The sequence below is a fragment of the Nostoc sp. UHCC 0302 genome, assembly GCF_038096175.1.
Taxonomy (GTDB): domain Bacteria; phylum Cyanobacteriota; class Cyanobacteriia; order Cyanobacteriales; family Nostocaceae; genus UHCC-0302.
The window spans coordinates 2,142,610-2,165,747 of the sequence record NZ_CP151099.1 but is presented as its reverse complement, the minus strand read 5'-3'; the positions used below and the strand labels follow the sequence as shown (position 1 = coordinate 2,165,747).

At 39.4% G+C, this 23,138-nt stretch carries 19 protein-coding genes and 2 pseudogenes; 10 read left to right on the top strand and 11 right to left on the bottom strand.

The genetic code is table 11. The features are described from left to right. The first annotated feature begins 164 nt into the window (after positions 1 to 164). On the top strand, positions 165 to 572 hold the full coding sequence (locus WKK05_RS09085; RefSeq protein ID WP_341529410.1) for a peptidoglycan-binding domain-containing protein: 408 nt from the start codon (positions 165 to 167) through the stop codon (positions 570 to 572). Between the two features lie 409 nt (positions 573 to 981). On the opposite strand, the gene WKK05_RS09080 is transcribed toward WKK05_RS09085, so the two are convergent. Continuing rightward, positions 982 to 1,524 carry a DoxX family protein gene (locus tag WKK05_RS09080; RefSeq protein WP_341529409.1) on the bottom strand — a complete coding sequence of 181 codons (543 nt, stop codon included), beginning with the start codon at positions 1,522 to 1,524 and terminating at the stop codon, positions 982 to 984. Further along, positions 1,521 to 2,450, bottom strand: coding sequence for an SMP-30/gluconolactonase/LRE family protein (locus WKK05_RS09075; RefSeq protein WP_341529408.1), 930 nt, complete (start codon positions 2,448 to 2,450; stop codon positions 1,521 to 1,523). The genes WKK05_RS09080 and WKK05_RS09075 overlap by 4 nt, the downstream gene beginning before the upstream one ends. A gap of 605 nt (positions 2,451 to 3,055) precedes the next feature. Here WKK05_RS09075 and WKK05_RS09070 point away from each other — a divergent pair. From WKK05_RS09070 to WKK05_RS09050, 5 genes are all read left to right on the top strand, one after another. Further along, positions 3,056 to 4,672 (top strand): GMC family oxidoreductase, encoded by a 1,617-nt coding sequence (locus WKK05_RS09070; protein WP_341529407.1) that lies wholly within the window; start codon positions 3,056 to 3,058, stop codon positions 4,670 to 4,672. Positions 4,673 to 4,702: 30 nt separating this feature from the next. Then, positions 4,703 to 5,203 (top strand): DUF1622 domain-containing protein, encoded by a 501-nt coding sequence (locus WKK05_RS09065; RefSeq protein WP_341529406.1) that lies wholly within the window; start codon positions 4,703 to 4,705, stop codon positions 5,201 to 5,203. Further along, positions 5,200 to 5,718, top strand: coding sequence for an HPP family protein (locus WKK05_RS09060; protein ID WP_341529405.1), 519 nt, complete (start codon positions 5,200 to 5,202; stop codon positions 5,716 to 5,718). The genes WKK05_RS09065 and WKK05_RS09060 overlap by 4 nt, the downstream gene beginning before the upstream one ends. A 36-nt stretch (positions 5,719 to 5,754) precedes the next feature. Further along, positions 5,755 to 6,111: a hypothetical protein gene (locus tag WKK05_RS09055; RefSeq protein WP_341529404.1), complete on the top strand. Its 357-nt coding sequence runs from the start codon at positions 5,755 to 5,757 to the stop codon at positions 6,109 to 6,111. Positions 6,112 to 6,194: 83 nt separating this feature from the next. Continuing rightward, positions 6,195 to 6,335: a hypothetical protein gene (locus tag WKK05_RS09050; RefSeq protein WP_341529403.1), complete on the top strand. Its 141-nt coding sequence runs from the start codon at positions 6,195 to 6,197 to the stop codon at positions 6,333 to 6,335. A gap of 680 nt (positions 6,336 to 7,015) precedes the next feature. On the opposite strand, the gene WKK05_RS09045 is transcribed toward WKK05_RS09050, so the two are convergent. The 3 genes and pseudogenes from WKK05_RS09045 to WKK05_RS09035 all read right to left on the bottom strand — a co-directional run bounded on the left by WKK05_RS09045 (position 7,016) and on the right by WKK05_RS09035 (position 9,385). Continuing rightward, positions 7,016 to 7,456 (bottom strand): bacteriorhodopsin, encoded by a 441-nt coding sequence (locus WKK05_RS09045; RefSeq protein ID WP_341529402.1) that lies wholly within the window; start codon positions 7,454 to 7,456, stop codon positions 7,016 to 7,018. A gap of 46 nt (positions 7,457 to 7,502) precedes the next feature. Continuing rightward, a pseudogene (locus WKK05_RS09040) lies at positions 7,503 to 8,798 on the bottom strand (IS4 family transposase); the annotation flags it as partial. A gap of 257 nt (positions 8,799 to 9,055) precedes the next feature. After that, positions 9,056 to 9,385 carry a bacteriorhodopsin gene (locus WKK05_RS09035; protein WP_341529401.1) on the bottom strand — a complete coding sequence of 110 codons (330 nt, stop codon included), beginning with the start codon at positions 9,383 to 9,385 and terminating at the stop codon, positions 9,056 to 9,058. Between the two features lie 268 nt (positions 9,386 to 9,653). On the opposite strand from WKK05_RS09035, the gene rppA reads away from it, so the two are divergent. The 3 genes and pseudogenes from rppA to WKK05_RS09020 all read left to right on the top strand — a co-directional run. Then, positions 9,654 to 10,388: a two-component system response regulator RppA gene (rppA, locus tag WKK05_RS09030; protein WP_341531052.1), complete on the top strand. Its 735-nt coding sequence runs from the start codon at positions 9,654 to 9,656 to the stop codon at positions 10,386 to 10,388. Positions 10,389 to 10,433: 45 nt separating this feature from the next. Then, positions 10,434 to 11,786: a two-component system sensor histidine kinase RppB gene (gene rppB, locus WKK05_RS09025; RefSeq protein ID WP_341529400.1), complete on the top strand. Its 1,353-nt coding sequence runs from the start codon at positions 10,434 to 10,436 to the stop codon at positions 11,784 to 11,786. A 137-nt stretch (positions 11,787 to 11,923) separates the two neighbouring features. Next, positions 11,924 to 12,031, top strand: a pseudogene (locus WKK05_RS09020) (mechanosensitive ion channel family protein); the annotation flags it as partial. 566 nt (positions 12,032 to 12,597) lie between these two features. On the opposite strand, the gene WKK05_RS09015 reads toward WKK05_RS09020, so the two are convergent. The 6 genes from WKK05_RS09015 to WKK05_RS08990 form a co-directional block, all read right to left on the bottom strand. Continuing rightward, positions 12,598 to 13,623, bottom strand: a complete 1,026-nt coding sequence (locus WKK05_RS09015) for a glycosyltransferase family 2 protein (protein ID WP_341529399.1) — start codon at positions 13,621 to 13,623, stop codon at positions 12,598 to 12,600. Positions 13,624 to 13,641: 18 nt separating this feature from the next. Next, positions 13,642 to 14,685 carry a glycosyltransferase family 2 protein gene (locus WKK05_RS09010; RefSeq protein WP_341529398.1) on the bottom strand — a complete coding sequence of 348 codons (1,044 nt, stop codon included), beginning with the start codon at positions 14,683 to 14,685 and terminating at the stop codon, positions 13,642 to 13,644. A gap of 214 nt (positions 14,686 to 14,899) precedes the next feature. Then, positions 14,900 to 16,162: a hypothetical protein gene (locus tag WKK05_RS09005; protein ID WP_341529397.1), complete on the bottom strand. Its 1,263-nt coding sequence runs from the start codon at positions 16,160 to 16,162 to the stop codon at positions 14,900 to 14,902. A gap of 133 nt (positions 16,163 to 16,295) precedes the next feature. Next, a complete protein-coding gene (locus tag WKK05_RS09000) occupies positions 16,296 to 17,573 on the bottom strand; it encodes a lipopolysaccharide biosynthesis protein (protein WP_341529396.1) in 1,278 nt (425 codons plus the stop codon). 61 nt (positions 17,574 to 17,634) lie between these two features. Beyond that, positions 17,635 to 18,882, bottom strand: a complete 1,248-nt coding sequence (locus WKK05_RS08995; protein ID WP_341529395.1) for an O-antigen ligase family protein — start codon at positions 18,880 to 18,882, stop codon at positions 17,635 to 17,637. 59 nt (positions 18,883 to 18,941) lie between these two features. Continuing rightward, positions 18,942 to 20,378, bottom strand: a complete 1,437-nt coding sequence (locus tag WKK05_RS08990) for a hypothetical protein (RefSeq protein WP_341529394.1) — start codon at positions 20,376 to 20,378, stop codon at positions 18,942 to 18,944. Positions 20,379 to 20,824: 446 nt separating this feature from the next. Here WKK05_RS08990 and WKK05_RS08985 point away from each other — a divergent pair, with 446 nt between their 5' ends. Beyond that, positions 20,825 to 22,981: a hypothetical protein gene (locus WKK05_RS08985; RefSeq protein WP_341529393.1), complete on the top strand. Its 2,157-nt coding sequence runs from the start codon at positions 20,825 to 20,827 to the stop codon at positions 22,979 to 22,981. Positions 22,982 to 23,138: the final 157 nt, after the last annotated feature.

Here is a 23,138-nt window from a genome sequence, read left to right as displayed (position 1 = left end):
TAACGTGTGATGCTATAGCTCTGGGATAGGCAATAGACTCGCTCTATAGCAAATATCACACACCAGAGTTGATCGAAGAGAATCACTATCAGGTACAAGCCTTCATAGCATGACTCTTCAAATTAAAATTGCAAAATCTCTCATAGTTTGAAAGGAATAAGAGAATGAATTGGAAAGTATTTGCTTTAATCCCTGCTCTGACTCTAACTACTGCTTTGCCTAGTTACTCTTTAACCAATAATAAAAGCCACAATTTGGCTGCCGCTACTCAGGTTGCACAAAATCCTCAGCAAGGCAACACCATGAAAAAGCCTAATGCTATTCCCAAGGTTAATGCCAAACGCAAGTCTAATAGTACAGCAGTTAAGCGTAGTAATGTACTCACAGTAGGTAGCAGGGGAGAAGCAGTCAAAACTGCTCAGAATGCTTTAAAGCAACAAGGATTCTATACCGGAAATGTGAATGGTGTCTTTGATAACAAGACACGTTCAGCAGTGATCAAATTTCAAAGGTCTAAAGGATTAAAAGCAGACGGAATAATTGGACAGCGGACTTTAGCATCTTTAAGATAAGATGATTTACTTGACTTGTTCAAAAGTAATTTATTTAACCACAGAGACGCAGAGAACACAGAGTCAAGAGATTAAAGAGGAATTTTTTGAGCAAAATTTTTGCTCACCTTGAAAGGGCTAGTACAGTAGGGCGGAAATAAACAGACCATTTGAAATGTCTAAAACCCTTACGCAACGATAATTACGAATTACGAATTACGCGAAGCGGTACTAGTCCTATAAACTAACCTTTTCTATTTGAATATGGGCTGCGACTATCTCGCAGCCATTTCAATATTTATTGTGTCAAAAAAGGATATCTACGATGGGCTACGCCAATATTGATCCTGTGAAGCGACTTCATGCCATGACTTCCTCATGACTACAGATGAAAATTCAGCACTGTTTTGGTGATTCAGTTGCATAGTTTTCACCGTCCAAAAATCAAAGCATCCAGCGAATAAGCACCAGGGCCTAAAACCGCGATCGCAATCAGCATAACGCAATACATAAAAGCCTTTTCCCAACTTGGGGGTTCACCTTGTCCTAAAGCACCCTGATACTGTTCTTGAGGAATTAAGTATGGATCTTGAGCTACAAAAGGCTTACTTCCAGATATATGCAAATATATTGCAAAAATCATTGAGCAGAGAATGGGCAAAGTTGCTAAGAGTGTGAGGAATCCAATAATCAGAAAAATTCCGCCACCTAACATCGATGCAGCTGATAAAAAGCAAAGAAAGACAGGCATTTTTAGAGACTCAGCCCACCGTCGAAGATGCGTTATCTTGGGATAGCCGTGTAGTATAAACAACCAGCCAACGCTAACTCTGAGAAGTAAAAATGCCAATCCTGGAAATCCGTCAGGATACACAGGAGAAAGTGAACTGAACAAGTGTGGACTTAGCTGTGAGAAATTAAATGCAGCTAGGAAAAAAGCGATTACTACACCAATCGCAAATTTATAAATCATTGTTGTACACCACGGGTATTAAGGTCGATAGCATATAAGGAATGACCGGCTGTGATAAATAAGCGTTCACGAAGTGTCCCTGAAAGGGAATCGCTTTCTTTACCACCGAAAGTCAGGTTAGCTGATGTCTCCGGTACAAAAATTTTTCCTAAGCGAGTTCCGTCGGGGGCGTATATCTGCACACTGTCTTGAGAACTAGTAAAAACATTGCCATGTTCGTCAACCCGCAGTCCATCCGGTTGTCCAGGCTCAATGACTGCAAATACACGCCCATTCTTTACATAGCGATTGCCCACAACCTCATAGACACGAATATGATGAGGCCCCCCAGGAATATTAAAGGCAGCTGTATCTGAAACATACAAAAGGCTTTCGTCTGGACTGAAAGCCAACCCATTCGGGCGCACCATGTCTGTTACTACAGGATAAATCTCACCTGTTGCCGGGTCAAAGCGATACACATAACTTCCGGGTTGTTCCTGTTCGCCGCCGTAACCTTGGTTTGGCTCGGTAATCCCATAAGGCGGATCGGTGAACCAAATTGTGCCGTCACTTTTGACTACTAAATCATTTGGACTATTCAGGCGTTTGCCTTGGTAGCGATCGACTAAAACCTTCCATTCACTATCATGTTCGCGTCGGATAATAGCACGCAAACCAGAGGAACACGCAACTAGACGACCTTCCAAGTCGCGGTAATTACCACTTTGGTAATCAGATGGATCTCGTAAGACAGTCACATTGTCAGTGGGACTCCACCGCAACAGGCGGTTGCCGTGAGCATCGCTCCACACAACACTGTCATCTTCATGAAAGTAAACAGGCCCCTCGCTATGGACTGCACCTGTGGCAAGCTTTTGAACTGAGGCTCCTGGGCGTACAATAGCACGCAGGCGATCGTCATAAATTTCAATAGCTTCAGGCATAGAAATCTCCTGTTATTTAACTTGGCTACTGACGATAAATAGCAGGTTTAAATTAATACAAAAATACTGTAAATGTATACTTGGTGTCGTGCTACAAACTGAGTGTAAAATTTCTAGCTATTTTCATCAGTTACTAAATACAACATTGAAGTTAATTATTATAAAGTCAATTCTATTTTATTAATATCAAATAACATTGCACCATAGATATAGATTGCATCAAAATAGACTATTTCTGTTCAAAACAAAAGTATGTGTGTTAAAAATTAAATATTTTTTAAGACAATCAAATTGCTGGCTTGATAAAAAATGCCAAGTTAAATTTATTTGTTAATCTTGTAAAGAGATTATATGGCTAATTCACATAATAGAAAGAAAAAATGAAATTGAAATGAAATATTAACCTGTCTTTAGATATAAATAAATATTAATCCATTAGAGAGAAGCAATATTGTAATTAAAGCTTTAGTCTAAGCATAAGAATCTGTCTTTAGAGATATTTAAATTTTGATAAAACTTATAAAGTAACTTAAACTATTGCCAAATTAGTTTGTGGCATCAAAGAAATTAAACCGTAATTAATATGAAACTACTAATTATCAATTATGACTAGCATCACAGAACATTACGACATCATTATTATCGGTACAGGAGCCGGTGGAGGTACATTAGCCCACCGCCTTGCACCCACAGGTAAAAAAATTCTAGTATTGGAAAGAGGCGACTTTTTACCGAGAGAGAAAGCTAACTGGAATCCAGAGGAAGTCTATCAAAAACATCGTTACCATACTGATGAGCAATGGTATAACAAGGAAGGTAAAGCCTTTCGTCCTCAAACAGGCTACTGGGTTGGTGGCAATACCAAACTCTACGGTGCAGCCCTAATTAGATTCCGGGAGCGAGATTTTGAAAGGGTAATTCATAAAGGAGGAATTTCTCCAGAATGGCCTTTGAAATATCAAGACTTTGAGCCATACTACACCCAAGCAGAAAAGCTGTATGACGTGCATGGACAGGAAGGAGAAGACCCCACCGAACCACCTCGCAGCGAACCATATCCCTATCCGCCAGTCAGCCATGAGCCAGATATGCAGTCCCTTGCTGATGGCATTCGGGAACTGGGTTACTACCCATTTCATTTACCACTAGGATTAAAGCTCAATGAAAGCGATCGCCTAAATAGCCCCTGCATTCGCTGCGATACCTTTGATGGATACCCCTGTCTTGTACACGCAAAAGCCGATGCTGATGTCAACGCCATTCGTCCGGCTCGTGAAAAGTATGCCAATGTTACTCTTTTAACTAATACTAAAGTCTTGCGGCTACATACCAGTGAGTCAGGGCGAGAGGTTACGAAGGTAGAAACTGAAATTGGAGGAGAGCAACATTGGTTTACAAGCGATATTGTGGTTGTTGCCTGTGGTTCTGTCAACTCAGCTGCTTTGCTGTTACACTCTGCTAATGACAAACATCCCAACGGATTAGCCAATAGTTCCGATCAGGTGGGACGGAATTTCATGAAGCAACTGGAAACAGCCATAGTTTCCATACATCTAGAGGTGAATCACGCCAACTTTCAAAAAACGATCGCTGTCAACGATTTTTACTGGGGAGAGCCAGATTTCCCTTATCCGATGGGCATGGTGCAGAATACAGGTAATGTACTTGCCGATATGATTCCCGGAGAAGCACCGCCACTGATGGCTCCATTTATCAAGCTGATTCCTCATTTTGAGCGCCATTTGCTGGCCGAGCGATCGGTTGGCTGGTGGTTGCAAACAGAGGATTTACCAGACCCAAATAATCGGATTCGGGTGGTGGGCGACAAGATTCATGTTGACTATACACTGAACAATACCGAAGCAAGCGATCGCTTAATTCACCGATGGACATCTGTACTCAAGTCAATCCCTCACTCTGCTAAACATGTCTTGCCATTTAGCATTTATCCTCGCACTCATATACCTGAACAAGCAGTTGCCCATCAATGCGGTAGTTGTCGATTTGGCACAGATCCCAAAACCTCAGTCCTGGATCTCAATTGCCGTACCCATGATGTCGAGAATCTTTATGTTGTAGATAGTAGTTTCTTTCCGTCAAATTCCGGTGCTAACCCTACACTGACGATTATGGCGAATGCATTGCGTGTTGGCGATATGCTTGCAGCAGCCCTGGGTGCAAAGCACACGCTCCTCGTAGCAAGATCCCAGAGGGTACGCTAACGCATAGCTGAAGGATTGAATTAGAAAGCTATGAAAAAAGAGGCATCACAAGATTCATTAATTAATTTAATATTACCCCTAGCCCTCATACTAGGGCTAGTTCTGCTTTTGAGTTTGAATGTGGAAGCCGGAGGGCAGGGCAGGGAAACTACTCCTCTAGAGACATGGCTCAAAGTCATTGTTGGTTATTTGGCAGCAGGGACAGAAATTGCCGCAGCAGTTGTGATTGGCGGAGCAGTGATCCGAGGTATTTCTACTTATTTGCGATTGTTGTTCTCTCGCTCCAAACAACATTTTGATGCCACAGAAGGAATTCGTCTACAATTGGGTCGAGTGCTGGCATTGGGGTTAGAATTCACTGTTGCCAGCGATATTTTGCGGACAGCAGTAGCACCCACCCGCCAGGATATTTTAAATTTGGGGGCGATCGTTTTGCTGCGAACCTTGCTGAATTATTTCTTAGAGCGAGAGATTCAGCAAGGAGAACAACGCCGTTCATCGGAGCCGGAACTAGATAGGAGTATACGATGAAATCCCATCGTTCCAGCTTAAAACCTTTGGAAGGTGCAAATCGCTCGCTCCGCCGCCGCCTCGATTGGAAGGGTGAGTTGGTATTAGCCACTGCGCCGACATTAGTTATATTGTCTGTGTTTGCACTAGTAGAGGTACTAACCCGCCAGCGTTTATTGTTTGCGTCTCTCGCTTCTAGTGCCTTTCTCATTTATCTCGATCCCCAGCACGGTACAAATACGGTGCGAACTCTAGCCATTTCCCAAATGATGGCAGCTGGAATCGGTTTTATAACATTCATGCTGTTAGGTTCGGGTTATGTGTCTGGGGGAACTGCAATGATCGTTACCATTGTGCTGATGATCCTGTTAGATGTGATGCATCCTCCAGCCGTTTCTACATCCTTAAGCTTTGCCTTAAAAGCTGGTAATGAAAATAACTTAGTTTTGTTTGGTCTAGCTGTGGGCATCACTGCCCTGTTGGTTGGACTAGAACGCTTTGCTCTGTGGCTTCTGGTACACCTGAGCCAGAAGTAATTTTATGCTGATTATAGTTTCAAGGAGAAACAGATTATGAACGAAGAACACTCTACTTCTAACCAAGAAAATGAAAATCAAACGCCCCCAAATACTCATCCTATTGCAACAGGATTGGGAGTAGCCGGAGGCGGAATTGCCGGAGCCGCACTAGGTCGCTCAATGGGTGGTAAAGTTGGTGCTGCAATTGGTGGCGTTGCAGGTGCGATCGCACTTGGAGTTGCAGCCAATGAACTGGCAGGATATGCTGAAGAATTCGTTGAAGAACTCCAACCAACAGTAGGGTTAGGATTAGGAGCAGATCACAAACCAATTGAATTACCCTCTCACTATTCTTGGGAAGAATTACAAGCACTATCAAAACCTCAAGGTGGAGAAATGCAAGCTACCTAAGCCAAGAATTTTAATTACGAACTACGTTAGCGAGTCTTGCCTATGGCACGCCAAGGGCGAACGAGCGTCATTACGAATTAATCATGTTTCCACTTTGGTTAAAAGCGGGTTTCTGGGGTTTGGTGGGTGGTTCAGCGCTGCTACTGGGTTCCGCAGTAGGTTACTATGCCAAGATTCCTCAACGGGTTATTGCCGCAGTTATCGTTTTTGTGCTGGTGTACTAATTTCAGCACTAGCGTTTGAACTAATGGATGAAGCTTATCAGCGTGGTGGCTTTATTTAAAAATAAAGCTATTCCTATCGAGAATATTATTGTTGAATCACGAAAAAAATCAGCACAATATAAAATTTCAAGCTAGAGCTTTGATTTAATTAAGGCTCTAGCTTGACGCTCCCTATTCAACTTTCAACTCAATCACTTGTGGTTCACACACTCTAGGAATAATACTGATACCAATTCAATTAATGATTGCAACACATCCTTGAATGAAGACGCGATGAATCGCGTCTCTACAGATGGCCTATTTGTCATATTCTTTTTTCAAATTGGTATGATTTGTCCACTGTGCTCTAGGCGTGCGACCTTGACTTGGCTAGGATCGGATAAGTGAGCATTGTTATGTAAAGATGCTATCAACTTTACGGGAACGGGATTTCACTAATTCTTCCTCTCGCTGTGTTCCCCTGCTTTGTCTCATATTTCAGTTTTGTTTAAGTTAAATTGCTCCAGTCAAAATTGCAGTTGTGCATTTTGATCTGACAATGCTTTAATGTCGGCGTGCAGGGTTTTGATTGTTTTTATGTAGCGTATTGCATAGATTTGCCCTTCGGATCTTTTCAGAGTTAACAATTTTTCGCACTTTGGTGTCATCAACCATTGCCATCTTCAAGAGAAAGGATATTATCAATAAGGACTCCGTTCTCTTTCCTCACTTTGCATATAGGAATGAGTAGTTTCCATGATGCGATCGCTGTTGCTGGCTTGGGCTAAAGTTTCATTACCAGCAGACACAACCACAAAACCAAAACCTACCTTGGCACATAAGTCTAGAACTGCGTAGCATAAGGTTTCCCAGCCAACACTGATGACACGGAACCCTTCAGCACCAAGAATCCAAACAATCGGATAGCAAATCCACAAAACGATTAGTATATTTCGCAGAGTTTGAAACAAACTGTTTACTCTGCCATTTCGTCTCTTAGCACTAGCAGAATATTCAGTCAACAGCGATCCTAAGATAGCTAAGAAAGCACCCGAACTGATTACCCACCAAAGATAGTTGTAGGGCGGAGCTTCAACAGCGCCGATAAAACCAGTGACAATCATGAAAATATCTGCCCCCATCCATCAGTGAGAGGTTAGAGTGATTGCACTTTTGTCAAGAGGGTGCGGGAAAAGGCGATAAATCCAGCTTGGAGACTGGTTTTCGCAGGGCTTTAACTACTCCTAAATCTTGATTTTCTTTGGCAGCGAAGTACTTAATTGGGTCATCCGCCTTACCTTTATCATAGGCGACACTAAAATGATATAAACCACGAAAAATCATCTCTAAAGAAATGCGGTCAAATGGCAAAGATAATTCGTCTGCAACCGCATCTCCCAAGTCAACCAATACTGCATAAAAGAGCCAAGTTGCCCACACTTGTAACTTCACACCATTAATAGAACCAGTCCATAAATATGACAGTCCCAATAAACGCTTGACCACGTAAAAAGCTTCTTCAACTCTCCATCTTCGGCGATATAAATCTGCGACAACGTAAGGAGGTAAGATTTGTGGGTCGAGGACAGAAGTAATATAAGAATAGCTAGTTTTACCAACCTTAATTTCTATTAAACGTAAAGTAAGCACTGGTGCACCACGACGAACAGTTCCAAGTTGAATCAATCGGTCTTTAACTGAATGGTCATAGCTGAAAATTTTTAAGTACTTAATAGATGCTTTGGCTTTTAAACGAGTAATAAAATGAACTTCTTGGTTAATGAGTTGTTGTAAAAAGTGGAAATGATAAAAACCTCTATCAAGTAAGATCAGAGTTTTAGCAGGTAGTAGTTTCAGCAATGGAGCTTCAAAGTTAGTTTCTGATGCAGCAGGATTAGTGTGAAACCAAACTTCAATAGGTAAGCGATTGACTAAATCAATAACTGTACAAATCTTTCCTGCTAATTGACCTGTTTTCAAGTCTTCTAGGCTTTTTAGCTTTCGGAATAAGGCTTCTAATGTAGACCCGTCAGCTATCCAAATTCGTTCAAAATTAAGAAGTGCAAATTTAACACTATCAGGAAGTGGTCGCTTCAGCCGTCGTTGCCAATTAAGTTGTAACTGAGGTAGTAAATCTTTAAATACTCGCTCAAATAATTCAGATGGGAATACTAAAAATCTTTCAGAAAGAGATTGTTGAGCAATTATTCTAGAACGACACCACAATAAATCTTCTCTTGCTAAAAGCCTTGTTAATTCTTGAACTCCAGGAACTTGTCGCCACAATAAAGTTAATACTGCTGCTACCATGAAGGATAGGTTGATAATTCTATCTCGTAAACCTAACTGCTTATAGTATTTTTGTTGAGCAAAGATAGCTGGAGTTAGTAACTCTTCTAAATGCGACGCAATCGCTTCATTATCTATGGTAGGAGTATTATGCTTTTGCGCGTGGTCGGAGTTTCGTTTTGCAGCTTTGGGCATAGTAGTCAACAAGCACTTTTCATTACCGCATTTGATTACTGAATTTACAATAATAATGAAACTCACTTTTGAAAAATTTATTCTCTCGTTACAATACTTTTTTGCCTCACATTTTAGCCGTTAAAAACTTATAGATAATGATAATCAAATAGAGAGGAAGGAGGCGAGTGTCGCTCGCCTCCTTCCCCTCCCCCACGCACGATTATCATTTTCATTAAAGTTTTTTTGAGTATTTTAACTGATTGACAAAATTTACTTTATTCTAACCTCTCACCGATGGCCCCCATCACACCTGCAATCAATTTAGGGCGTAATCCGGCAATCACACCTAGTTCCAGCAAGAGCAATGGAGTTGTCACTACCCAGTCTATGTAACGCCCCCAGAAAACTGTTTGACCATTGATAGGCGTTACTGTTTCGCCGAGAATCATTGTCAGGTAGAATGCTGCTGCCCAAAGCGTAATGAAAAAGCTTTCGAGGGGAAATTCCATCCCTTCTTTACGCCTCATGGCAGATGCTTTTAAGCCAAAATAAATACAACCGATGACCATGCCAATAAAGGCAACCCACAGCCAAAGTTGAGTCATATTCTTACCAAAACCAAAGATTTTTTGTCGCAACTATGTTATTGATAGTTGTGAAATTAGTTTAAGGGATAGCTGCGGGGCTTGCTTCCTACTATTGAGGTAACAAATATTAACATCTTAAGAAGGAGAAAGATTTCATTAAAATTTCATTTTTGTATGGATTTCAAAACTATGCAGACATCAGTCTTAGAGTAAAATCCAAATTTCATAATTATTTCACTTTTTTATGAAAGCGTATTTAAAGAAGGCTTTTAGCTTTGGGTTGACTATGCGGCTGATATTAGTTGAGGATGAAGCAGATTTAGGTGCAGCAATCAAACAAGTCCTGAGCCATGAAGCGTATATAGTTGACTGGTTTCTAGATGGTACTCAGGCATGGCAATATCTAGAAACTGGCTGGACTGAGTATACCTTAGCGATTTTTGATTGGATGCTGCCTGGAATTTCGGGGATAGAGTTGTGTAAATGGTTGCGATCGCGCCAATTAACTCTACCTGTATTAATGCTAACGGCTAAAGACCGAATGGAGGAAAAGATTATTGGTCTAGATAGCGGTGCAGATGATTATTTAGTTAAACCCTTTGATATGGCAGAGCTGCTGGCAAGATTGCGGGCATTACAACGGCGATCCTCTTACGTAGGAACAACGCTGACACCTCAAGTCCAACCCCGAAGCTTACAAGTAGGTTGCCTGACTCTCAATTACAGCACTCATCAACTTATTCGTCAGTATTATCACGGTGAAAATCAAGTATTCTCTTTAACTGTCAAGGAATTTCAATTGTTGGAATATTTCATGAGGCATCCTAACCAAATTGTCAGCCGCGACCAAATTATTAATCAGCTTTGGGAAATTGGTGCAGAACCAGTTAGCAATGTCGTAGCAGCACAAATTCGCTTATTGAGACGCAAATTAGGAGAAGAAGAGAACGAATCTTTAATTGAAACTGTTTATGGTGTGGGCTATCGTCTCAATATTCCGCCTGCGGAAATAGGCAGATGATTTCTGCTAACTCGACAGCGACACTTTCAACAAGGTTATAGAAATATGGAACGCAATCCCATCTTTTACCAGACTCGGTTGCGCCTGGCAGCTTGGTATACCCTCGTCATGGGCGGTATTTTAGGGCTATCTAGTTTGGGGGTTTATAGTGTGGTTGCCCATGCCTACTATGAAACCATAGACCAAGGATTGCAGTCAGTCGCAAATGCACTCCATAAAAGTATTGAACCGGCTTGGCAACAACCCGGACAATTACAACGCCTTGCTAAAGAATTTTCTTTAGAATTATGTGTGGATCAGACAAGTTGTTTGCCTAAAAGAACATCTATTAAAAAATCAATCACAGAGGCGGCGAATCCAGTTAATTACTATATACGCTTATTGGATCGCTCAGGAAAACTTTTTGCTAGTGGGGGCATGGAATTTGGCAATTTTTCGATTACCTCAGCATTAGAGCATTGGCAAATATTAACAGATTCCTCTGGCACTCGATACCGCGAAATCACTTTACCTTTGTATACTCAAAACCAGGTTTCGGGTTATCTACAAGTTGCGCGTAGTATCACTGATTTAGAACAACATCTTACTTATTTAAGGCTAACTTTGGTGTTGGGATTGCCAATTTCCATGATTTTCGTTGGGTTGTCTAGTTGGTGGTTGGCAGGAAGAGCAATGCAACCTGTATATCTTTCCTACCAACAAATGCAACAATTTACTGCTGATGCTGCCCATGAGTTTCGCACACCTTTAGCAACAATGTACTCTACTATTGAAGCTGCTATCAAGTTACAGCAAGAACCAAAATCCAATGGTGGAATTTTAGATGTACTCAAACGCCAAAATCGGCGACTATCACAATTAGTAGGAGATTTACTGTTATTAACGAGGATAGATCAAAAACAACTAACAGGAGAATATCAGTCTTGCTGTTTGAATGATTTAATTAGCGACTTAATTGAGGAATTAGCATTTTTGGCAGTAGAAACTAAAATAAATCTCTCTAAACAGGTGCAAGTCTCAGAAAAACTGTATGTGATGGGAAATGAAGAACAGCTTTATCGCTTAATTTCCAACTTAATTGCCAATGCAATTCAAGCTACATCTAGCGGTGGAAAAGTCACGGTTTTTTTGGAAAAAAGTGAGCTTTACGCCATGATTAAAGTTGAAGATACAGGAATTGGTATTGCTGTTGAACATCAACAGCGAATTTTTGATCGCTTCTACCGAGTAGATCGCGATGCCTACGGCGGGCTGCGCTTACGCTCTCGCACCTCTGGCGGTTCGGGTTTGGGATTAGCCATCGCAATCGCGATCGCCAGAGCGCATAAAGGCAATATTCACGTTCAAAGTCAACCTGGGCTAGGTAGTACATTTACAGTTCGACTTCCTATTTCATAATATCTAAAATCCTATTATCTTGCCCTAAAATAAATTTTTCATCCTATTTATAGGTAGGAAAAACTAACTAAAGGTGGAGTTAAATATCAGGATATTTTTACATACTTATTAAGTTGACTAATTAAGCAAGTAAGATCATGAATGCAGATATATCCGCACTCTGGGACAGAGTTCAGGGAATGATTAACGGATTCATTGTCCTCCTGCCGAATATCTTGCTGGCATTGATTGTCTTTGCAATCTTCTTTCTTCTACAATTAAGAAAACGTTAGTCGAAAACGGCATCGATTTACCCTTTCCCACACAGCAAATTTTATTCCATGACCATACAGAAGAGACAGATGGCGATGTCTGGCGACAAGCCGCTCCGCGTCTACGCTTCCGTCAGCAAGAAGGTTTTTTTTTTAACTGATTGATAAAATACGCTTTATCTTAACCCTGTTCTGTCACTTCCGGAAAACAATAATCGTAGCGAAACACTAAAACTTTTATCTAATCAAGCTTTGAGCCTTTCTTTTCTAATAGAAACTAAAATTTGTAGCTAAAAAACCAAAAGTAAAGTTCCGAAAGGCTTTCAGGTACTGGTTTCTCCCAAAGTGACAGAACAGGGTTAATCTCTCACCGATGGGACTACTTACACCCGCACCACTGATTGACAGCTAAGGGATGGATCTACGAGCCTTCAAAACTGCCCATGAAGCGGTTAAGTTTGCTTCAAAATACCAAGGGCGACTGATGATAAATTCCAAATCAGGTAATGCGGCTGTCTTCTCAAATTATCAGCTCTTCAAGCAAGTTTTAAAACACGCTCCTAGCCTTGCAAAATGCGTCGTCTTTGAGTAGCACCTGTGGTTTTTAAAGCAATAGCCTCAATTGAACTGTAAAGGGACTGAGGCAATAACCAAAGAAAATAGGCAGCGGCCAAGGTCAAAAATGTGCGGCTTGGCTCTTTAAAAATAATACGCCAGTTGGTTAGCAAGGCTCGATTCACAAGTGTTACAGCCATTGCACCATCTTGCAGAGTTACTGCCCTACGAGCTAGATACCGCAAAATATAGGCTTTAGCCAGTGTTTCATATTGATTAACTATTTCTGGAGCATATAAACGTGCCCTACTAAGCATCAATTCCCAAGCATCTAACTGCTTGAGTATATTTGCTGATAATCCACCAGAATTTACTCTATATAAAGTTAAAGCTTCAGGAATGCCTTCTATTTCCAGATCGCTCTTAACAGATATGCGAAACCAACATTCAACATCTGTAGAATCACCATTAGTATGACGGGATCGCTCATCGAAGTAAAAGTCTTCAACAGTACCATAAAGATTGTCTTGGAATTTAATCGTTTCAAAAACTTCTCTTTTTATCACTGCTGCCGAACCATTGCTAATTGGATTTCGGCAAAGAACAAGCGCTGGAGTAATTCCCTTCATCTGAGGTATTTGATAAATACCCAAGGGTTGTCCATTTTCATCAATAAAAGCAGAGCGGCTAAAGCTTACCCCTACATGAGGTGAATTATCTAGATGCTTAACATGTTTTTCTAATTTTTCTGGCAACCATAGGTCATCAGCATCTAAAAGAGTTAAATATTCTCCTGTAGCATGACGAATACCAGTGTTTCTGGCCCCAGGCAATCCTCGATTCTGTTGACGAATAATTTTAATTCTATGGTCTATGAATTGCTGACAAATTTCTATACTTCTGTCAGGAGAACCATCGTCAATAATTAAAATCTCCAAATTTTTGTAAGTTTGATCGAGAGCCGATTGAAGTGTTGCAGCTATATATTTCTCGGCGTTGTAAACTGGAATAATAATAGAAACTTTATTCATGGTGAATCTTCCTAATAGTTATGTGCAACCTTCTTGACTGTTCAACAGCTGGTCTTGAAGAATGCGGCGTTTTTGGCTAGTCCCTGTATTCTTTAAAGCAAGTGTCTCAAGAAAACTGTAAAGAGTCTGGGGTAAAAGCCAAAGAAAATAGGCAGCAGCTAAGGTTAAAAGCATCCGGCGTGGCTCTTCAAAAAGAATACGCCAGTTACTTACTAAAGCACGATTAATTAGTTTCACAGCCATAGAACCTGCTTGTAGACGAACTGCATTACGAGCTAAATACTGTAGCTGGTAGGCTCTGGCTAGTGTTTCCCATTGAGTAACTATTTCTGGAGCATAGGAGCGTGTCTTTTCAATTACTTTTTCCCAAGAATCTAATTGTTTGAGCAAGTTTGCTGAAAGCCCTTCTGAATTCACTCGATATAAAGTCAAGGCTTCAGGAATGCCTTCTATTTGCCAATTAGTTTTAATAGAAATACGAATCCAACATTCCAGATCCTCTGATTGGCGGAAGTGTTCGTCAAAATAATAATCTTCAATAGTTCCGTAAAGATTATCTTGAAATTTAATTGCTGCAAAAACTTCTTTTTTTATAACTGCTGCCGAACCATTGCCAACAGGATTGCAAGTAAGTAAATAAGGTGTCGTGATTTGTTTAAGCTTAGGCATCTGATATGTACCTAAAGCTTTTCCATCTTGATCGATAAAAGCCGAGCGACTAAAGCTAACACCTACATTTGTTGAGTTTTCTAAGTGAGCAATATGTTTTTCTAGCTTGTCTGGTAGCCAGAGATCATCTCCATCTAAAAATGCTAGATATTCTCCTTGGGCATGGCGAATACCAGTATTTCTAGCTCCAGCTAGTCCTCGATTTGCTTGATGAATAATTTTAATTCTGGAGTCTATGAATTGCTCACAGATTTCTGCACTCTTGTCAGGAGAAGCATCATCGATAATCAGAAGCTCGAAATTTTTATAAGTTTGTCCAAGAACCGATTGCAGGGTAGTAGCTATGTACTTCTCTACTCCATAAACCGGAATAATTACAGAAACTTTTTTCATCTTTAAGACTAATTTATTGCAGTCAGGTTCTCAGATTGCACTGTTAGTACATTAATCTCTGATATAACAATCAAAATACTACCTGCTGGTTACGATCGCACATAAATCTGGTATCATCCAACGAAGTGAAGGATTATCCACTTGGCTATCCGCTTGCAGTTAGCGGTGAAAGTTGCCATAAGTACAAGCCACCTTGTTCTACAATTCTAAATATTTAGCTATTTTTAGGTATTGAAATGTTGTTTGTTAAACATAGTCCAATTTTCTCAATGGCTAGATCATCGTCTTGACCCAATTGAATTACGGTTGAAGAGCGATCCTGTCTTTTGAAGAGACTGTGTAATACCCAGGCAAAGTTTCCCGAGGTTTTAATGATGATATCAGCGCAAACTATTGCATGAATACTTTCAAATGTATTTTTCTCGGACTCACCTACAAGAGTATAAACATTTGAGTACTTAGAAAAAATCTCAAACTCTTTATTTAGTGTTCTTTCCAGATTATTTAATTGCCTATTTTCCTCTTTGCTCAGTTTTATTTCACCTTTAAACATCGCGTGTCTGATGTTTTGAAATGTTCTTTCATCGCCATCCGACATTACGATGACAGAAAAATTTTCTTCACCGTATCTAGAAAATAATTTTTGTAATAAAGTCTCAGCCTTGTTTGTATTATTAGAGTTGGAGTAGTTCTCCATTTCCCATTCATCCAAGTCATTTATACTTTTAAAAAATTTAATTTTTGTGCTAAAAACTCCAATTATTTTTTTATTTAGATTGATCAACATCCTATCACCTTTCCTTAGATGTATCACAATTTTTATTGTTTGAGAATTGAAAGGTATATGTACAGGTATGTTTTGTCTAGCTTTATAATAATTTTCAGATAATTGTAATTTAAGTGGTTGAAGCATAATTCCTTCTGGATCTGCACTGTTTAGTAATTCGTCTAGGCTAAAAGCACGACGATCTTCATATAGTTGAGGTCTAAATCTTAAACAGTAAATAACTTTTTTTGAAGATGGAGTTACTTCGGTAATAAATTTCTCAACAGACTCTTTTAGCTGCTTAATATTAGATATCTTATCTTCATAATAAATTTCATCTATAGGTATCTCAATAATTTTAAAATTAATAAATTTTTTATTACTTATATTCTGTTCCCATTTATCAAAACCAAGAAAATTACTAATCTTATCAGAATATCTGTCAATTTTCAGAAGTTTGTTGACAGTAGTCTCAATCTTTTTAAGAATCTTTCCTGGAAAGTTTAACTCGTATCTTTTCTCATAGGCAAGTGACGTATGTATATAAGTATAATCACATAATTTACCAATTCTATATAGAAGTGATAGCTGCCACAGCATATCTGTCAATCCAGATGTTACCAACTTGACAGTAAAAAAAATTTCTTTTTTATTCTGATTATTGAAGTTGTCATTTGTTTGGAGAATGTTGTCGTAAGGTTTAATATTCATGATAAATTCCTACAAATAATTTAAAATTTAGATAGGAAAACTCGCTTTCTTATTATATATAGTATTGCATACGATTAGCGCGAATTTTTCTAAGGCTATAAACACCATAATTCAACAGTAAACCCACTTATACTTATGGTTTCTTTATAACTAAGAAAGATGATTTTTGCCCAAATAAATATCTAATAGCCCAAATGCTGAATGCAGGTTGCGCCACTAATTGACAAATCAGTACTGTTACAGCTACCCAAAAGATTCCCCAGTGTACCACTACTAGTAAAGAAATTACGAATAACACAGTATAAATTAGATTCCAGTAGAGATTTATCTGGGTTTTACCTATAGCGTTGAGTAGTAAATAAGTAGGATTATAAAGCGTGAGCGGTAGAGCTGAAAGGCAGATAATAATCAAGATGGGAATTGCTGTCACCCATTTTTGTCCGAAAATTATTGGCACATAAAATGGTGCCAAGCTCGATTGTAGAAGAATGAGTGGAACTGTAAAGCTAGCAGTCGATTTGAGACTACTAAAATATCGCTCCTTTAACTGCTTGAAGTTACCACGAACCTCACAAAGATAAGGAAATAAAGCTGAAGTAACTGCACTCATTACATTCAGACTAATTCCTAATCCAGCATTAAAGGCGAAATAGTATATCCCTAATGCATTAATTCCTAGAAAACGTCCAATAAGTAAGTAATCTATATTAGCTCTTAGCTTATTTAGTAATTCAACGCCAAGTATATCTTTACCAAAGTTTGTAACTTCTTGCCACCGCTCAAGTTTGAAAGACTTAGGAGGTCGCCATGAATGATTCATATAACTAATAACGATCCATATTGGAGTTGATAAGACAATGGGTAAAACTACAGCCCACATCCCAAATCCTAAGAGAGCTAAACCTATTGTTGCAATATTAGCAATTAACGATTGAATAACATTACATAAAGCTGTAACATTTAGTCGGCTTTCTCTTTGAATCAGTGCAGACTGAATCATAAAAATTGGGAACATTAAGTAGACTAAAGCGGCAACACAGATAGGGAAAATAAGTTGATTATTTCCATAAAACAAAGCAATTGGAAAGGCAGCAATACACTGAATAATAAAAATTGAGCCGCATAGAATCCAATTAAGCCAGTACGATGTATCGCATACAAGTTTTACCTCTTGTTCGTCAGCTTGAACAATCTTAGACCCAATCCCAGCTTTGAGGGTAAAAACGGTGGCAAATTCATTAGTTGTAAGAACGACTGCTACCAAACCGTAATCATAAGGACTTAATAAACGAGCTAAAGTAATTGTTGTCCCCAGTCGGAAAATACGATTTGCTAACTCTGCTCCTCCTAACCAACCAACATTACGAATATATTGGCCTGAAAATTGTTGTTTTAACTTATTAATTAGCATTTCACTGAGTTAAATAAAGTTAATTGTTTGAGAGAATTAACAACACTACATCGATGCAAAACTAAATTTTTTGTTTGAATGCAATACCCATTATTATCAAACCAGGCCAATAAAGGTACACTAAGCCTTCTATTTTTTCGCCAAAAGTAAATAAAAACAAAACTAAGAGTACACTTAAAGCTACTTTGGCAGTTTGGTTTTTATAGGCTTTATATAGTAAATCTATAAAGCTCCATAATAAGGGAAATGCTAATGCAATTAAACCTACTGCTCCCTTTTCAAACAGAAGACCGAACCAAGTGTGATGAGTGCCAATAGGCATAAATTTTGTAAATGGTATTCCGCGTGGAGCAATAATTCCATGACCCCATATAGGAGCTTCTTTCCAACCTGCCAAAGCCATGCGGCCTAAAACTTCTCTAAGTTGAGAAGAGTCAGCTCGAGCTTGTGAGAACTGTTCTTTGAATATTTTGAGAGAATCGATAACAAAAGGGGCAAACATACCTGTGAATAGACTAATTACCCCTGCTGCAAGTTGTACTTTAGGTTCAATAAAATTTACTAAAATCCAAGTTATTGCTGGAACTGTAGCAAGGCACAAAATACCTAAGCGTGAGACTGAAGATACAATCATAGCGACAGAAGCGAGCATACCAATTAACCGCCACTTTCTGTTAGTTTCTTGAGATGAAAGCAAAAAATAGACACAGCCTACCAATCCTAATGCTGGAGGCCAAGGCGCAAATAATGATAAGCGAATTTGATTGACATTGCCATCTTCAAATACATAAAGTTGTACACTATAAAATGTTACATCATTACCCCCGATAAATCGCAGTGGAGAACTATATAAAACATTTGGTAGATGTAGCTCATGTGCTATGTAGAAAATTGGAATCATAATTAGGCTTTGTAAGCCAACAATACAGACTCCTCGGTAAAGTAGTTTGGGACGGATATTAAGGCAACCAATCAGAGGAAATAATGCAAGATAAGCCCAATTCCTTGCCCAGTTTATTGAGGAGGTAATTATTTTAGGTATTCCTAAATCAAAATCTATATGACCCATAATTAAAGCAACTTCTATGACCAACATAGAAATAATCCATATCCATACACTAGGAGGAATGGTTATTTTGTCTTCAGTTGCTGTATTTTCAGTTTGGTTCCAAAGTTTTTTACATAAGTATAGTGTTAGAAACCATGCAATTAGAGATATTGAAAAGTAACAAGCTCCCAGAAAGTAAAGACCATATGTGCCTATTAAGCAATACCAAACTACTTTTTCTTCTAAGTTTTGAGGCCGCATCAAATTGATAATTTCAAATGTTTGTAATAGGAGATGATATTTAATAATTTAAATATTTTTTAACGTTTGTTCGCTTTGATTTTAGTTCTAATTACATCAGAATTATGACGTTTGCGATCGCGCAGCCAGAGTAACGTTATCCCGATACTTGAAAAAATGGAGCCAGCAGCCGCACCTAGATAAACATATGTTTTTTTTGGTGTAACAGGACTATCAGTATCAGATAAACTAGGTTCTGCGACAATTTGAACTAGTGGATAAGAACCAAAAGCATTCGACTTGCCAAGATCCAGTCTGGCCAAAGTAGATGAGAAAACTGCTTCGGCAACTTGCATATCCCTTTTGAGGGCATCCAGATAAGACTCTTGCTGTGCTAGTTTTTTGAGTCTATTTTCAAGCTGAACTATCTGTTGATTTATTGCTTGAGCTTGAGTTGTGAGTCCCTTTTGGTCTACCTGAACTGTAATTAATTCTTGGAAGAGAGTTTCACGCGAAGCAGTACCAGAGTTAGTATTATTAAGGCTTAGTTGCCCTAAATTTGACAAACTGACTGGTCGTCCTAGAATAGATTGACTTCGAGCTAGCAAGGCTGACTCCGCAGCATCTCGTTTAGCTCTTTCTGCGATTACCGTCGGATGATTAGGCAGAAATTTAGATTCTAGAACAGTCAGAGCAGCGCTAGCTTCACTATAGTTTTTTAAGTTCTGTTGAAATATTTGATCTGTTTGCAGAGCAAAAGCATCTGTAGCTTGCCCAGCAGATAATTTTAAATTAGCCGATAATTGTTTTAGACGACTACTAGCTTGCTGTTGTTGAGCTATTATTTCAGCTCTTTGTCTGCGTAGCTGTTCAATATTGGTTGTTAGATCCTTAATTTGCTCTTCAGAGTTTAAACCCGAACGCGCTTTATAATCAGAAAGCTTCGTCTGCGCGACTTGCAATTTTTTCTGCGAAGATTTAAGAGCTACTTGGAAACCTGCGTCTCGTTTAATAGCTTCTTGAATTCTCAGTTGGTTAAGTCTGTCTTCAAGAGCTTTGTAAAAAGCTAATGATTTACTTCGAGCTTCTTCAGGACTTGAACCTTTAAACTCAACTGTCACGATCGTTGTATTATCTACTACCTTAAGCCGCGGACTACCAAACTCTTTTAAAGACATATTAAGCTGAGCTGCTGCTGCTTTCAAGACAGGTTCGCTTTCAGCAATAAACTTATAATTTTCTCTGGGATCTTGAGAAGAACTAGAAGAGTATGGAGATGAATTTTCATAAGAAGCTTGACCAATATCTGGTAAATTTAAGTTTGTGTTCGACCCTACCCCAGGCAAATTAATAGCTGACTCACTGCTATATGTTGGTGGCGTAATCTTTAGATAAAGAAAGGCTAAAACCCAGAAAGCTACGTTGGTAGCCAGACCTAGAAGTAAATAACGTTGCCAACGTTTTCGGCTTACTACTGTTTTGCCAGAACGTTCAGAGATTTCTATATAATTAGTCATTAAAATCCTCTAAAGTCGGTAACTGGCTGAACGAAATAGCTTATATTTAGTTGTGCGATCGCCTAAATTTACTCCCAAAATCATACATTTCTAACTTTAGACTTGATTTGCAACACTCAGCACAGTATCTTCTTGAAGTAGTAATAAGAAAAACTATCTGATGGCTAAGATTGCACCGATGCAGACAGTATCCTATGGAATAGGATAAAATTATCCATTAAGCTATCCACTTGGTTGTAGTTAATTCTCAGTGGTTACCGCAGAATTCAGAGATTAAAGTAGACTTTATACAACTCTAGTCATGCAGGTTAGGGCTATGTTAATTGCTCAAAACCCTGAAGCAACTGGGTTTATACTCAGCACTTTGCTATACCCAGCTTTTAGGTCTAGGTAGTGTACTTTACTTAGTTGAAATTCGCTGTATATGTTGGATTTAGTCAATCGGTATGAGTGATCGCCCTTTCTGGATACTGTTCAGGAAAACAACTTGTACAGCTATAATTGCACTGACAATCGTAGTTACACTTACACCCTTTAAGCTCACTTGCAGCGCTACACTACGCTATCACTGGACTAATGTCGCTATCGGCGGAGGTGGTTATGTTACAGGTGTTTATTTGCATCCACGACAGCGGGATCTGGTCTACATCAGAACTGACATCGGTGGTTTTTATCGTTGGAATCCAGCAGATAAGGAATGGATTCCTCTAACAGACCACTTTGAACTACAACAGAGCAACTACTATGGGGGAGAAGCGCTAGCACTTGACCCGAATAACCTAAATATAGTTTATATAGCAGCAGGCAAATACACTGCCAGTTGGGCTGGATTGGGAACAATTTTTAAATCTAGCGATCGCGGTCAAACCTGGACTAAGTTGAAAATAGACTTGCCGATGGGCAGCAACGAAACTCGGCGTTGGCTAGGAGAAAGACTTGTCGTTAATCCTTTTAATTCCAATGTTATTTTCTTTGGCTCGCGGTTGAATGGGTTATGGAAGTCTTCAGATGCTGGTGCGACATGGGGCAAAGTTATCTCCTTTCCTGGAAGACCGCAAGTAAATATTGGAATTACAGGTATTTTATTTAACAAAAATGTTTCTGGTCTAGTCTATGCCAATGCGTATGGAGACGGGATATACAAATCTACCAATACGGGTATTACTTGGAGCAAAATACCAGGAAGTCCATCACAAGTGAATCGAATGGCTCTCGCTAGTAATAGCGTTTTATATGTAACGCACGCATCAGGTGTGAGCAAATATGTAAACAACGTCTGGAGCAATATCACACCAACTAATATAGAAACTAAATTCAATGCCTTAGCTGTAGATCCAAATGACCCTGATCGCATTTTAATCGTTTATGACCAGTATGCTTGCAAAACCAATAATTGTGGAGTATTTCAATCTACTAATGGTGGAGCTACATGGCAAAAGAAAAAGCATATTTTAAAACTTCAAGTGCCTTGGTGGCCTAACTCGTATTTTGCCTCAGCAGCCTCAGCCATTGAATTTGATCCAAAAATTCTTGGCAAAGCTTGGTTAACAGATTGGTTTGGAATATGGCAGACAGACAATGTTTATGCCCAGCCGTCTGTCTGGTCAAACTATCAAAAAGGACATGAAGAGGTAGTTAGCTTTGCTCTAGCCTCACCTCCTAGTGGATCTTTGTTGTTGAGCGGTGTTGCTGATGTGGATGGATTTAACCACAGCAAAGGACTAGATACCTATCCTTGTACGCAGTTTGGCGGTGAAAATAGTCCCCGGTTTCAAGATACTTACGGCCTTGCCTATAGCGAAAGCGATCCTTCCCGAATGGTGCGTGTTGGTGGAAACCGATGGAACAACACATATACAGGAGCAACTTCGACAGACGGGGGTTTAACGTGGAGAAAGTTTTCGTCATTTCCGCAAGACATAATACCGTTGCGCGTAGCTATGTCAGCAACCAACTCAAATCTGTTTGTTGCAATTATCAACGAAGATCAGCCAATCCGCACAACCAATGGCGGATCTTCTTGGAGCAAAGTATCAGGATTACCCAACGGGCCAAAAGGCCCGTGGTACTGGGGTCAACCATTGGCGGCTGACAAAGTCAATGGCAACACTTTTTACTACTACAGCCGCGGCAAGTTATACCGTAGTAACAATGGGGCTAAATCCTTTAGCATTGTGAACTCTTCATTACCTTCAGAAAATTGGTCTATGCTGAAAACGGTTTCAGGGGTCAATGGAGAACTCTGGCTCAGTCTCAATTGGCACGGGCTTTATCACTCAACAGATGGCGGTGTGAACTTTACCAAAATTACCGGAGTGGAGAGAGCTTATTTATATGCGCTTGGTAAGCCACAGACAAAAAGCAAAATTCCAGCGCTGTATTTATATGGCAAAATCAATCGCGTAGGTAATATAGTCACCTCAACGAGCCAAGAAGCATCAGGAATTTTTCGATCTCTAGACAGAGGAAAAACATGGACAAATATTGACGATTCACACAATACCATCGGTAACGACCCTAATGTAATGGAGGCTAGCTGGCAGAAATTCGGACTAGTATTTATCGGTACTAATGGTAAAGGAATTTACTATGGAATTCCGTAAAAGCCGCAACATAGTATAGAGATAAAATTATCCACATGACTATCCATTTAGCCGTAGCGTACATACAGTCAAAGCTTCATGCTAAAAATTAACTGGTATTTTATTAAAAAACTTCAATAATTGTTGGTCTGCAACGCAATTATAAGTTTATTAGCTG

Bases quoted from the DNA above. Each gene is read 5' to 3' on its own strand.
- WKK05_RS09085 (WP_341529410.1), top strand. From the start codon at position 165: ATGAATTGGAAAGTATTTGCTTTAATCCCTGCTCTGACTCTAACTACT.
- WKK05_RS09080 (WP_341529409.1), bottom strand. From the start codon at position 1,524: ATGATTTATAAATTTGCGATTGGTGTAGTAATCGCTTTTTTCCTAGCT.
- WKK05_RS09075 (WP_341529408.1), bottom strand. From the start codon at position 2,450: ATGCCTGAAGCTATTGAAATTTATGACGATCGCCTGCGTGCTATTGTA.
- WKK05_RS09070 (WP_341529407.1), top strand. From the start codon at position 3,056: ATGACTAGCATCACAGAACATTACGACATCATTATTATCGGTACAGGA.
- WKK05_RS09065 (WP_341529406.1), top strand. From the start codon at position 4,703: ATGAAAAAAGAGGCATCACAAGATTCATTAATTAATTTAATATTACCC.
- WKK05_RS09060 (WP_341529405.1), top strand. From the start codon at position 5,200: ATGAAATCCCATCGTTCCAGCTTAAAACCTTTGGAAGGTGCAAATCGC.
- WKK05_RS09055 (WP_341529404.1), top strand. From the start codon at position 5,755: ATGAACGAAGAACACTCTACTTCTAACCAAGAAAATGAAAATCAAACG.
- WKK05_RS09050 (WP_341529403.1), top strand. From the start codon at position 6,195: ATGTTTCCACTTTGGTTAAAAGCGGGTTTCTGGGGTTTGGTGGGTGGT.
- WKK05_RS09045 (WP_341529402.1), bottom strand. From the start codon at position 7,456: ATGGGGGCAGATATTTTCATGATTGTCACTGGTTTTATCGGCGCTGTT.
- WKK05_RS09035 (WP_341529401.1), bottom strand. From the start codon at position 9,385: ATGACTCAACTTTGGCTGTGGGTTGCCTTTATTGGCATGGTCATCGGT.
- rppA (WP_341531052.1), top strand. From the start codon at position 9,654: ATGCGGCTGATATTAGTTGAGGATGAAGCAGATTTAGGTGCAGCAATC.
- rppB (WP_341529400.1), top strand. From the start codon at position 10,434: ATGGAACGCAATCCCATCTTTTACCAGACTCGGTTGCGCCTGGCAGCT.
- WKK05_RS09015 (WP_341529399.1), bottom strand. From the start codon at position 13,623: ATGAATAAAGTTTCTATTATTATTCCAGTTTACAACGCCGAGAAATAT.
- WKK05_RS09010 (WP_341529398.1), bottom strand. From the start codon at position 14,685: ATGAAAAAAGTTTCTGTAATTATTCCGGTTTATGGAGTAGAGAAGTAC.
- WKK05_RS09005 (WP_341529397.1), bottom strand. From the start codon at position 16,162: ATGAATATTAAACCTTACGACAACATTCTCCAAACAAATGACAACTTC.
- WKK05_RS09000 (WP_341529396.1), bottom strand. From the start codon at position 17,573: ATGCTAATTAATAAGTTAAAACAACAATTTTCAGGCCAATATATTCGT.
- WKK05_RS08995 (WP_341529395.1), bottom strand. From the start codon at position 18,882: ATGCGGCCTCAAAACTTAGAAGAAAAAGTAGTTTGGTATTGCTTAATA.
- WKK05_RS08990 (WP_341529394.1), bottom strand. From the start codon at position 20,378: ATGACTAATTATATAGAAATCTCTGAACGTTCTGGCAAAACAGTAGTA.
- WKK05_RS08985 (WP_341529393.1), top strand. From the start codon at position 20,825: ATGAGTGATCGCCCTTTCTGGATACTGTTCAGGAAAACAACTTGTACA.